General features: G+C 48.6%; 11 protein-coding genes and 1 tRNA gene. 5 read left to right on the forward strand and 7 right to left on the reverse strand.

Annotated elements, in window-relative coordinates:
* Positions 1 to 207 precede the first annotated feature (207 nt).
* Positions 208 to 1,458: an integrase catalytic domain-containing protein gene (locus ACW73I_RS20045; RefSeq protein WP_458031268.1), complete on the reverse strand. Its 1,251-nt coding sequence runs from the start codon at positions 1,456 to 1,458 to the stop codon at positions 208 to 210.
* A gap of 153 nt (positions 1,459 to 1,611) precedes the next feature.
* Here ACW73I_RS20045 and ACW73I_RS20050 point away from each other — a divergent pair.
* Positions 1,612 to 1,699: transfer RNA gene (locus tag ACW73I_RS20050), tRNA-Ser, on the forward strand.
* 194 nt (positions 1,700 to 1,893) lie between these two features.
* Here the strand turns inward: ACW73I_RS20050 and ACW73I_RS20055 are convergent.
* From ACW73I_RS20055 to ACW73I_RS20075, 5 genes are all read right to left on the reverse strand, one after another.
* Positions 1,894 to 2,361, reverse strand: a complete 468-nt coding sequence (locus ACW73I_RS20055; protein WP_458031270.1) for a permease prefix domain 2-containing transporter — start codon at positions 2,359 to 2,361, stop codon at positions 1,894 to 1,896.
* Position 2,362: 1 nt separating this feature from the next.
* Positions 2,363 to 2,698: a PadR family transcriptional regulator gene (locus ACW73I_RS20060; RefSeq protein ID WP_458031271.1), complete on the reverse strand. Its 336-nt coding sequence runs from the start codon at positions 2,696 to 2,698 to the stop codon at positions 2,363 to 2,365.
* A gap of 359 nt (positions 2,699 to 3,057) precedes the next feature.
* Complete coding sequence (locus ACW73I_RS20065; protein ID WP_458031273.1) at positions 3,058 to 3,882, reverse strand: aspartyl/asparaginyl beta-hydroxylase domain-containing protein; 825 nt, start codon at positions 3,880 to 3,882, stop codon at positions 3,058 to 3,060.
* A 195-nt stretch (positions 3,883 to 4,077) separates the two neighbouring features.
* A complete protein-coding gene (locus ACW73I_RS20070) occupies positions 4,078 to 4,659 on the reverse strand; it encodes an ANTAR domain-containing response regulator (RefSeq protein WP_458031274.1) in 582 nt (193 codons plus the stop codon).
* Between the two features lie 3 nt (positions 4,660 to 4,662).
* Entirely contained in the window at positions 4,663 to 6,138 is a 1,476-nt protein-coding gene (locus tag ACW73I_RS20075) for an MFS transporter (RefSeq protein WP_458031282.1), read from the reverse strand.
* 386 nt (positions 6,139 to 6,524) lie between these two features.
* Here ACW73I_RS20075 and nirB point away from each other — a divergent pair, with 386 nt between their 5' ends.
* The 3 genes from nirB to ACW73I_RS20090 are packed head-to-tail and all read left to right on the forward strand — an operon-like array spanning position 6,525 to position 10,338.
* Complete coding sequence (gene nirB / locus ACW73I_RS20080; RefSeq protein ID WP_458031275.1) at positions 6,525 to 9,065, forward strand: nitrite reductase large subunit NirB; 2,541 nt, start codon at positions 6,525 to 6,527, stop codon at positions 9,063 to 9,065.
* A 1-nt stretch (position 9,066) separates the two neighbouring features.
* Positions 9,067 to 9,399 (forward strand): nitrite reductase small subunit NirD, encoded by a 333-nt coding sequence (gene nirD / locus ACW73I_RS20085; RefSeq protein ID WP_458031277.1) that lies wholly within the window; start codon positions 9,067 to 9,069, stop codon positions 9,397 to 9,399.
* A gap of 3 nt (positions 9,400 to 9,402) precedes the next feature.
* Positions 9,403 to 10,338 (forward strand): PhzF family phenazine biosynthesis protein, encoded by a 936-nt coding sequence (locus ACW73I_RS20090; protein WP_458031279.1) that lies wholly within the window; start codon positions 9,403 to 9,405, stop codon positions 10,336 to 10,338.
* Here the strand turns inward: ACW73I_RS20090 and ACW73I_RS20095 are convergent.
* Positions 10,305 to 10,541 (reverse strand): hypothetical protein, encoded by a 237-nt coding sequence (locus ACW73I_RS20095; RefSeq protein ID WP_458031280.1) that lies wholly within the window; start codon positions 10,539 to 10,541, stop codon positions 10,305 to 10,307. The genes ACW73I_RS20090 and ACW73I_RS20095 overlap by 34 nt on opposite strands.
* A 149-nt stretch (positions 10,542 to 10,690) precedes the next feature.
* Here ACW73I_RS20095 and ACW73I_RS20100 point away from each other — a divergent pair, with 149 nt between their 5' ends.
* Positions 10,691 to 11,998, forward strand: a complete 1,308-nt coding sequence (locus ACW73I_RS20100) for a hypothetical protein (RefSeq protein ID WP_458031281.1) — start codon at positions 10,691 to 10,693, stop codon at positions 11,996 to 11,998.
* Positions 11,999 to 12,072 lie beyond the last annotated feature (74 nt).

The raw sequence follows: 12,072 nt of genomic DNA on the forward strand, positions 1-12,072 counted from the left end.
GCACTAAATTTCCGGCAATGTAGCACAGCTGCATAAATCGGCATGCTTACTATACTAACCATGCCTTGTTTTGCCGCTCACGGAAAATTTCAGCCCGAGTTGCATTCTGAATACACACATACGAGGACAGGAAATTGGCGGCGAACGGCAGGAAGTATTTTCCAATCCAGACATGAGCCTGAACGAAGGAGATTGATGAGAAAAGACTCAGGCGGCGCTCTGTTGGGATTTGTTGATTAATTGAAAGAGTGTAGCCCTGGCGTCGTTAAGATGTTGGGCTGCGTCATTATCGCTGCATTTAGCCGCCAATGTATCCAATTTTTTCAAAGTGACTCCCTGTTTAAGACGGCTTTCCGCTTCGGGCAGCGAGCGGAATTTTTCATAGGGTGTCATCATGTCTTGATAGCGGTAGCGTTTGCGAATTTTGCCCTTCTTATCCTGATATTCCGTTGGAAAGTGGCAAGGGCGGTGGTAGTTCAGATAAGGCGACAGTACCTCGACGGTGAACGTATTCACCCGACTCGCAAAGTGTTGAGGAATATGGCTATAACCGAGATATTTACGAACGGTTGAAGCATTCTTACTCTCCGCCAGCGCATTATCATTGGTCTGCCGCGAACGTGATTTGGTCTGCTCGATACGCAATTTCTCCAATAATTTCGCCACTTGGTGATTGATATACTCCGAGCCGTTATCCGAATGGAAGCTCTTAATCACAAACGGGAACGCATCCATCATGGCTTCCAGTACCGGCAGCAAATAGGCTTCGCTGATGCGCTCCACAGCAAACACTGCTTGAAATTGGGTCACCTCGTCCACCGCGTTGATGAGATACACGCCTTTAATTCCATCCAAATCGCCCTGATGCACGCTATCCACACGCAGATAGCCTGGGCAGCCGTCCGGCGCGGGTTTACGACGCTCGCCGATGTTGATTTTGCTGGGTCGGGTTTTATCGAATGAGCCGCGTTTGGCCTGATAGGTTTTGTGCTGGCGCAGGTTGTATAGAGGGCCGTTGGAAATTTCCGCCAACCGTTCGAAGCGAACATCCCCATGTACCTTGAACGCCCGCTCGCACAGCTTGCGCATGGTGGTACCAGAGATTGTGCCATGTAGTGCATCCATCTCGGCCAGTAAGCGAATATCTTCCGTTGTGTAACGCCGAGTGAACGGCACGGCGGGCGCCCGTCGCCTATCCTGGATCATGCCATCCTCGGTGAATTGCTTAATACAGCGCCCCACTTGCGCCCGTGAGAAGCCGGTTATCTTGCCCAAATACCGGCGCAGCACACCTTTGTCGGCGCGTGAACATCGCTCATAATGAAACTGCTTAAGCGTATCGGTCATCCAGCCGTAAGCGACGACCCGATCGGTCAACGTAAACGAAATGGCTTCATTGCCGGAAACAAAGGCTTGCACTTCGGCCAGCGTTTTTAGTCCTTGCGTATGTAAAGTCACGATCATGCCTCCATGATCCCAACTTTCGCGCCTCCAGGCTCATCTCACGGTGGAAATACATCGCCTCGTTCAGGCTCATTTGTCATTGGACAAGGCTCAGGATTGAAAAAAAAGCTAAATTAGTTGATAATAAGCGGCTGAATTTAGATATACGGAGAGATGGCCGAGCGGTCGAAGGCGCACGCCTGGAAAGTGTGTATACGGAAACGTATCGAGGGTTCGAATCCCTCTTTCTCCGCCATTATTAGATATAAGTTACTGATTTCATTGGTAACTTAAAATTGACTTCTTGAATGATCCCCCGATTGATCCCCTTTTTAGGTATTGCTAGGGCTTTGATTTTCTCTAAAACCTATCTTGTTCTTTCTTTTACATTTACCAATACAAAATAAGCTTTGCGGCAAGCAAAAACCTACCGCCAGATTAAAATGACTTCTATTGGCCCATAGAAAGCTTCTGAATCAAGCCTTTGAACACCATCTTGATCAGCTTTAATGCTGAAGCACATAAAAGAGGCCAAATCGATCTCAAAGCCTGACTCCAATAAAAAAATATCGCCTTATTTTTTCCAAACTTTCTGTAGACTTCTCGGTAATCTTCTTCCAAATCACCAAGCAATGCTTCTCGATTTTTTCTTGGGATGAATAAATACAACAAATATTGAGCCCAGGAAGGCGGCTCAGCTATAGCGTAAAACGACTCAGCGGAAACATTAATACGCTTTCTTTTAAAAAGAACACCTATTAATACTAATAAGTGATCATAATAAACATCATTCATTAGCTCAATTCGTCGCAAAAACGACTCATTATCGTCTAATGCAATCTGCCTAGTTCTTATAATTAACTCTTTAACTTCATTAGCTATTGAAAAATCATCTATTGGTTTATATGTTTTGTTCATATTAGATTGCAATTAGGTTAATGTTAGCCATTAAACTAATCTCACGAAGGGACTGGTTTAATGCATTTTGCCCCAATGCAGTTACTTGAAAATATTTTTTTGCTTTTCCGCCACGGTCTTCAGAGCTTTCACCAGCTCTAGATTTGATTAGACCTTTAACTTCCAATCTATCTAAAGTAGTGTACAAAGCCCCTACCGAAACATCCTTGCCTATTTTTTCCCTAATATTACGCCTTATCTCTACACCATAACTGTCGTTATGATTATTAAGAATGGCAAGCAAAATAAATCTTTCAAGATCACCCATCGAAACGGTTTTTTGAAAGCCAGCAGCCATAGAAACCTCACTAATTTATTTAAGTATTTATCATCCTTGCTATTATGGCCGACTTCCCTATCATTTAAGTTGCCTGAATCTATCAGACATCATGCATTCTACATTGTAGAATCTACAATGTATAGTTTTTTTAGAAATAACATTTCAAAAACTAATAACAGCTAACCGGCTTAGCTCATGACACTACCGGTTAAGCGCCGACAAAAAGCCTATGAGAGAATGACGATTCACGAAATCATCGAAGCAAACAAAGGCGGCCGTTGCATTGCCGAAGGAACTTTTGAAGGCTAGCCTCCAAAGAATAGCCTCATGGGGGCATCGGGGCCGGTGTTGGCGGGCAGGAACGCGGATTCAGGAAACTATTTTAACGGTACCCAACTGCCGTAAAAAATAAATTTAGATTTTTCTAATAGATTTCCAAGTAATTTTAAGACATGCTTTAGCATGCCATGACATATGCTGGGTCGAAGAATATCGATAAACAGGCAATACCGAGGCATATCTGTTTGATTAAATGACTGGTGCGACAAGGTATCGTCAAAAATAAATAATTTATTTTCGCACCAATAGTTTTCAACTTCTCTGACTTTAATATATGCCGACTTATCCGTCATGTCGTTGATATTATAAAGCACTCTTAAAGTCACCCTTAACGGCCCGAAATGCTCATCGGTAGATTCCTTTTTATTAAAAATGGAAACCCCTATCGTTTTTATAAATTTATAATCGCGGTGAAACGCTCCAACATTTATAAAATTATCGATATTTCTGCCATACCATTTAAAAAAAATCATCCCTCTCCTAACTTTTTCAGCGCGCCCAGCCAGTTTTTCGATGATGTTTTCAGACTTAACGGCGTCTAGAACTTGATTTATTTCTTGTTGATAATCTAAAGGCAATTCATGCAACTGGTATATTTTCTTATTGACGTAGGGTAATGTAAGCAAATCCATCAAAATATTAAATGGCGCTAGCGCCCAAGTTGGGGTTCCGTTACCAAAAAAATAGCGATACAAAAGTTTGCCGTCCAGCTTACTGTTCCGGCTTACATCATAGGCTCCGCATATTAGGTAAAACAATAATAGCTCGGTCGCGAAATAAGCCAAAGCAGCTAAAAATATAAACCATAAAACCGATTGCAGAAGGAAACGCCTTTTTCTTTTAGCATAGAATTGTTTATCCATATATGGTTTTATTTTATGTTTTAGTCGCATGATACTAACATCTTTGTTTACTAACACCTATAAAATGTTAACAAAAACAAATAACAAGTTTTTTACGGGACCGAAAAACATGAAATTTCGAAAAAGGAAAATTTCACCACTAACCGCAAGTACAGTCGTTTTCCGTTGATTGATTAAACGGGAGAACGCTACCGATTACTTCAGTAACTCGGCCATCGCTATGATGTTTTTGGCCATTTCGCCGACAGAAACCTTGCGGTCCATCGCCAATTTACGAAGGGCGTGATAGGCCTGATCTTCCGTGTAGCCTTGCGATTGACTCAGAATGCCTTTGGCCCTGTCGACAAGTTTCCGTTCCTCCAGCTGGATTCTGGTTTTTTGCAGTTCGCTTTTCAGAGCTTGCTGTTCGTTAAACCGGGCGATTGCGACTTCGATGATGGCTTTGATGCGCCTCGGCTCCAGTCCGTCGACAATATAGGCGCTAACGCCGGTCTTGATGACCTTGTTGATGGTATCGGTCTGCTGGTCTTCGGCGAACATGATGACGGGCACCGCGCATTGTTGGTTCAATGTCAATATCATGTTCAACACCTTGTCGTCCGGACTGTAAAGATTCAACACCACCGCATCGGGCTCCAGGTTTTGCACGACGGCAAGCAAATCCAAGGCCTGTAACTTCAAAGTGGCGACCTGGTAGCCGTGCCGGCTCAGACTTTCCTCCAACGAAATGCCGGTATCGAAGAACTCGTCGATCACTAGTACTTTACGCGCCGTCATGCTTTATTCCAGTTCGATTTTGATCGTCGTGCCGTCCGGCAGAATTTCGGTCATGAAGGTTTTGGGCTCTTCCAGGCAGACGATCAAACCCAGCAAGACCAGACAACAAAGACCCAGCATCAAGAAGAAACCGGCCGGGCTTACAAAGGTCAGCAAAATTAAAAATATAATGGCGCCGGCATTGCCGTAGGCGCCTACAATGCCGGCCACTTCGCCTGTAATCGCGCGCCGGACCAACGGTACGAATGCGAATATCGCGCCTTCGGCCGCTTGCATGAAGACCGAGCACAATAAAGTGACAAGCACGGCCAGCGTAATGGACCAATCCGAAGAAATCCGCGCCATCAACAAATAACCGCCTGCCAAGCCTGCGCTGAAAACCGTAATGGATAATTTGCGGCCTATGCGGTCGCTAAACCAGCCACCTGCCGGCCTAGCAATGACATTGGTAATTACAAAACTGGACGCTAAAAAACCCGCATCCAACATGCTGATCTGCCGGCTTTCATGAAAGGTATCGAAGAAAAACATCGGCAGCATCGACAACACCGCCAGTTTGGAACCGAATGTCGTTAAATAAGCAATTGCCAGTATAAAAACCTGCCGGTAACGGTACCGATGAATAACCGGGATGGGTTGGCTCAAGCGCTCGGCGTTGGTGCGGACCAACTGAATCGAGTGCAGCAGGAACATGCCCCAAATCCCCAAATGCAAGATGAAGCTCCAGGCTGTCGATATCAGGGGCGACGGTAACGACGATAACTTCCACGTCAATAACGACAGGGTCGCGTACAACGGCAATAAGCTCAGCATGTATAGAAACAGATCCTGTATGCTGGAGACTTCCATGCTATGAGTGCGTTTGCCTTTAAGACCGGCCAATTCAGGCGGCAAGTCTTCTACGTTGCGGTAATACACGATCGAAAACAGCACGGCCATACAACCGGTTAATGCGGTGGCGTAGCGCCAGCCGTTTTCTTCGCCCAGATACAAGGCCAGGCCCGGCAGGACGATCGCCGCCACCGCGGAACCGAAATTGCCCCAACCGGCATAAATGCCTTCGGCAAAGCCCATCTGGCTGGACGGAAACCAGTCTCCGATAATACGGACACCCACAACGAAACTGGCGCCGATAAAACCCAATAGAAACCGCGACCAAGCCAATTCGGCGAAATTATCCGCGGCGGCAAACAGAAAGCACGGCAAACTGCAAACCGCCAACAGCACACTAAAGGTAATGCGCGCTCCGAATCTATCGACCAACAGGCCGGTGATAACCCTGGCCGGAATCGTCAACGCCACGTTCAAAAGTAAGATGATCTCGATTTCCGCATGGCTGATTCTCAAGTCCTGCTGGATCAACATCAGCAAAGGGGCGTGGTTGAACCAGATCACGAAGCTGATGAAAAACGCCAGCCAGCTCATATGCAAGATTTTGCTCTTGCCCTGCAACGACATTAAATTAAAAGGTGCGATCATCACGGTCTAAATCAAACGAAATAACGCGGCTGTTCAAGCAGGTTGTATGCCATAGGACTAAGTAGTCAATCGGCGTTTATTTCGGAATAATTCGAACCATTCTGGTGCACGTTGCACTGCAGAATGCGTAATTTGGGTGCAAAGCTGACCTGCCATATCGTTTGCAACCCGCTTCAAGCCTTTGATTCCGGGCTCTTAACAGGTTGGCATCCACATTGCTAGATATAAACGTAAGTCTCCCGCTGAGCTTACCTTGTCATTGCTGATAGGACAAAGGCGTCCTGATTGAACGAGCACATTCGTTCAATTCAGGGTGCCTTTTTTTTTGCCTGAAATTTGGCTAACAGCGCGGGAGAATCGTTGAATCTGTTTTTGAGGGGTCTGGCATGAACACAAAACAAACATTGGTTGTCATCGGTAACGGCATGGTCGGCCAGCATTTTCTGACCGGCTTGGTGCAGAGCCCGGCTATCGATGATTACCATATCGTTACCTTTTGCGAGGAACCGCGTCCCGCTTACGACCGGGTGCATCTATCCGAATTTTTTACCGGCAAGAGCGCGGACGATTTAGCGCTGGCGACCGAAGCCTTTTTCGCCGAACACGGGATAACGCTTTATTTAGGCGATAAAGCCGTCGCCATCGATCGCGAACAAAAAACCGTCACTTCCGCAAAAGGCGTTAGCGTAAGCTACGACAAATTGGTGCTGGCGACCGGTTCCTACCCCTTCGTCCCGCCGGTGCCCGGACATGAGCGCGCACAATGTCTGGTCTATCGCACCATAGAGGATCTGGAAGCCATCAAGGCCGCGGCAGCCAATTCCAAAGTCGGCGCGGTGATCGGCGGCGGCTTGTTGGGCTTGGAAGCCGCCAAGGCTTTGAAAGACCTGGGACTGGATACGCATGTGGTGGAATTCGCCCCGCGCCTGATGGCAGTGCAATTGGACGACGGCGGCGGCGCGATGCTGAAACGCAAAATCGAGAACATCGGCGTCAGCGTTCACCTGAATAAAAATACCACCTTGATCGACGACGGCGCGCACTGTCTGCATAAAATGAATTTTGCCGACGGCGAAGTGCTGGAAACCGACATCATCTTGTTTTCCGCCGGCATCCGTCCGCGCGACGAACTGGCGCGGGCTTGCGGCCTGGAAATGGGTGCGCGCGGCGCCATCGTCATCAACAACGAATGCCAGACCTCCGACCCGGACATCTACGCGATCGGCGAATGCGCGCTATGGAACGGCCAGATTTTCGGCCTGGTCGCGCCGGGTTATACCATGGCCCGCACCGTCGTCGCCCATTTGTGCGGCCAACAGCAACCCTTTACCGGCGCCGACATGAGCACCAAACTGAAGCTGATGGGCGTCGATGTGGCCAGCATAGGCGACGCTCACGCCAAAACGCCGGGCGCCTTGGTTTATACCTATCAAGACGGCCGCGGCGAAATCTACAAACGCTTGGTGGTCAGCACCGACAACAAGAAGCTGCTCGGAGCGGTGCTGGTGGGCGACGCCAACGGTTACAGCACATTGCTGCAATATTGCTTGAACGGCATAGACTTACCGGAAAACCCCGATTCGCTGATTCTGCCGCCGCGTTCCGACCAATCGGTGGGCCTGGGCCCGGATGCTTTGCCGGATAGCGCGCAAATCTGCTCCTGCCATGCCGTCAGCAAAGGCGACGTCTGCTCCGCCATCGCGGCGGGATGCACCAGCATTGGCGCGCTAAAGGCCGAAACCAAAGCCGCGACGGGTTGCGGCGGCTGCGCGCCGCTGTTGAAATCGGTATTGGACTGCGAGCTGAAAAAAGCCGGCTTCGAAGTCAGCACCGACATCTGCCCTCATTTCCCGCATACCCGGCAAGACCTCTACAACCTGATACGCATCGAACACATCAAGACCTTCGACGAATTATTGGACAAACACGGGCGCGGTTTGGGCTGCGATATCTGCAAGCAGGCGGTTGGTTCGATTCTGGCGTCGTATTGGAACGAATACATCCTGAAAAAAGCCCACATCGGCCTACAGGACACCAACGACACTTATCTCGCCAATATGCAAAAAGACGGCACCTACTCTATCGTTCCCCGCGTGACGGGCGGGGAAATCACACCGGAGGGTTTGATTGCGCTGGGACAGGTTGCGAAAAAATACGGCCTGTACACCAAAATCACCGGCGGCCAGCGCGTCGACCTGTTCGGCGCCCGGGTCGAACAACTGCCGCTGATTTGGGACGAGCTGATCGCGGCCGGCTTCGAGTCCGGTCACGCCTACGGCAAGTCCTTGCGCACGGTAAAATCCTGCGTCGGCAGTACCTGGTGCCGCTTCGGCATAGACGATAGCATCGGTTTGGCGGTCGAGCTGGAAAATCGCTACAAGGGCCTGCGCGCGCCGCATAAAATCAAGATGGCGGTGTCCGGCTGCACTCGCGAGTGCGCCGAGGCGCAAGGCAAGGACATCGGCGTGATCGCCACCGAAGGCGGTTGGAACCTATACGTATGCGGCAACGGCGGCATGAAACCGCGCCACGCCGATCTGTTCGCCACCAATTTGGACAAGGAAACCTTAATCAAGTTAATCGACCGGGTATTGATATTCTATGTAAGGACGGCCGACCGCTTACAACGCACGTCGGTCTGGATGGAAAACATGGAAGGCGGGCTGGATTATCTGAAATCCGTGGTCATAGACGACAAATTGGGCATAGCCGGCGAATTGGAGGCGCAAATGCAATACGTCATCGACACCTACCAGTGCGAGTGGAAAACCACGCTACAGGACGAAGACAGATTGAAACGCTTCCGCCATTTCGTCAACAGCGACCAGTCCGACGACAACATCGTTTTCGTAGAAGAACGCGGCCAAATCAGGCCGGCCAATCCGGAAGAACGCAAACATTTCAAACTAGCTGAAGAGGCCGCCTGACATGAGTGTATGGAAAGACGTTTGTCCTTATGAGGATTTGCAACCGGACTCGGGCGTATGCGCCTTGGTCCAAGGCAAGCAGGTTGCCATCTTTTATTTGACCCGCTTGAAAACGGCGTTTGCGATCGGCAATTTCGACCCTTTTAGCCAGGCCAACGTGCTGTCGCGCGGCATGGTCGGCGACATCGACGGCGAACCCATGGTCGCTTCGCCGATGTACAAGCAGCATTTTCATTTACGAACCGGCGTCTGTTTCGAAGACGAAACCGTCAGCGTTCCCAGCTATCCGGTTAAAATCGAAAATAATCGAGTCGCCGTACAGATGCCGGAGTAAATCATGAAATACCGTTATTACATTGCAGACGTGTTTACCGACCGGGTTTTCAACGGTGCCCAGATCGCGGTGTTTCCGAACGCCGACGGCTTGAACCCCAACACGATGGCCGCGATTGCCAAGGAACTCAATCTGACCGAAACCGTGTTCGTATTCCATCGCATCCACGCCGAAAACGTCAGACGGCTACGGATTTTTTCGCCGCTACGCGAGATCGACTTCGCCGGCCATCCGATCATCGCCACCGCGCATGTGTTGGCCGTTTCCGGCGATTTGGCTTTGAACGATCACGTTACCAAAGTCAACTTCGAACAAAACGTGGGTTCTATCGAAGTCAATGTCACCGGCATAAATGGCGAACCCCATTTTGTGCAGTTTACTCGCAGCGTCAGCGCCATCGTCGACCGCTTCGCCCCAAGCGATGACGAACTGTGCCAATTCTTAGGCCTGCAACCGTCCGAGCTGGATCATAAAAAATACTCGCCCCGTTTGGTCTCATGCGGTTTTCCGTATTTGATCGTGCCGGTCTGGCAATATGAATCGGTACGTAAGGCCCGTTTCGATTACGCGGCCTGGAGCCAATCCGCCGCACCGCAAACGGCGGCCCAGGAAATCATGCTGTTCGCACCGAAATCGCCCAACCCGGATTCCGATTTCAACGTGCGCCTACTCGGCCCCAACATCGGCGTGAAAGACGATCCGCCGGTCGGCAGCGCAATGCCGGCGTTTTGCAGTTATCTGTGTTCTTTCGAACATACTCGAAAAGGCACCCACGTGTTCTCGGTCGAGCGCGGAGAACGCACGAGCCGCCGCAGCCTGCTACAACTGGAAATGGACAACAAACAGCAAGAAAAACTAACCGTGCGCATAGGCGGCCAAGCCGTGATTTTCGCCGAAGGCGTGATTCATTTACCGGAACAACAGCGAAATTTAGCTTGAGCCGGTCTCCCCAAAACCCCGGCAGCGTCCGCTGCCAAATCCTGTTCACGCGCGGCAAGTTTCGGATTCGAATCGTACTTGATGCATAAATCCGGATAAAGCCAGAGCCACTTCTGAAATTCGTGGCGCTGCTGGTCGGGAACATTGCGCCGACCGAGCTGCGCCTCGAATTCCAGGCCGAGAGATGAGGGAACGGCTAACATGGCAACCGCCAAAACTACTGTCGGCACGGTTTGAACGATATACAGAAAGGAACAATCCTTAATGATTACAAATTTATTTTGGCCATACAGGTTTCGTGGTAAATATACGGAAACTGTTTAATAACTAGATGTATAAGAGTCGGTGCCAGATGGAAGCACTAAATAATCGAGAAATAGCGACTACTATATGGATGTTGCTATTCGCAGCATGGGCCTTTTCCAAAAAAGAGGTTCGCTCATCATTTGGCTCCGTATTGGACGCATTTGCCAAGAAGGTAATTTTAGTTCCTTTCTCATTGCTAATTATTCACACCTTAGCTTCAGTATGGGTTTTAAGCCAAATAGGGATATGGAACTCGGCACAAATTAAAAATACTTTTCTCTGGTTCATTGGCGTGGCCGCAGTATCCTTCTTCCGAATTAACAAGATAGCGGATGACCCCCATTACTTTCAAAATGCCATAAAAGACAATATAAAATTGATTGTTTTTATTGAGTTTTTAGTCACATTTTATACCTTCAACCTAGTTGTTGAGATTGTTTTTGTTCCGTTCATGGCGCTTATTGGAGCCCTTCTTGCTGTCTCACAAACGGATGAGAAATACATCCTGGTTCAGAAGGCTCTAAGTAAGCTGATAGAGATAATCGGCATATCGATCATTATTTATACTTCGTATAGGTTGATTGTTGATTTCAATGATTTTGCTCAGGTTCAGACCGTTCTAGATTTTTTCGTGCCAATCGCCTTGTCAATATTTCTGCTACCTCTAATTTATATATTTCATGTGTATATGGTTTATGAAGGAGTTTTTGTCCGCATGCAGTTTTCTATCAAGGATGAAAAGCTACGTACCTATGCAAAAAGAAGCTCGATAATTAATTACAAACTCGATCTTTCGGCTCTGAGACGTTGGGCTGACGCCCTAAATCGAGAAGACATCGTTGTTTCCAGTGACGTGGATAAATTGCACGAAGAGATAGCGCGTCTAGAAGCAGAAGAAAAGAATCCGCCAGTTGTTCCGTTTGAGCTTGGCTGGTCTCCATACAAAATCTCGTCAGTTTTAGAAACCGCAGGTTTAAAAGTTGGTCATTACAAAAAACTGCATGAAGATGACTGGTTTGCAAGCTCACCATACCTAGAGATTGGAAATGGCCTGTTGCCCAACAACATTGCTTATTATCTTGAAGGGAACAGGTTTGCAGTAACCAAGTTAAAATTAAAGATGAATATCAATGAAGAAGAGCAATCCACCGAAGCGCATAGCATTCTATGTGCTCTTGCATCTGCTCTGCACTTACATGCTCTCGGGAGTGAGCTGAATCAGGGATTCAAAAACGCAATAATGGAGGGTGGCGACAAAGAAGACCAAGTCAAAACAAAACTGGTTAGTGTTTCCACTGAACGCTGGCAAAATAATCGAGGTTATGATGTGGGCTTCTCCATTTCAAATATTTAATCGGGTAGCCGGGAGTGTCTAGCTCCCAGCCCCCACACCACCCGGCATGCGGGTCCGCACCGGGCGGTTCATCA

It is taken from the genome of Methylomonas sp. MgM2, assembly GCF_054172045.1.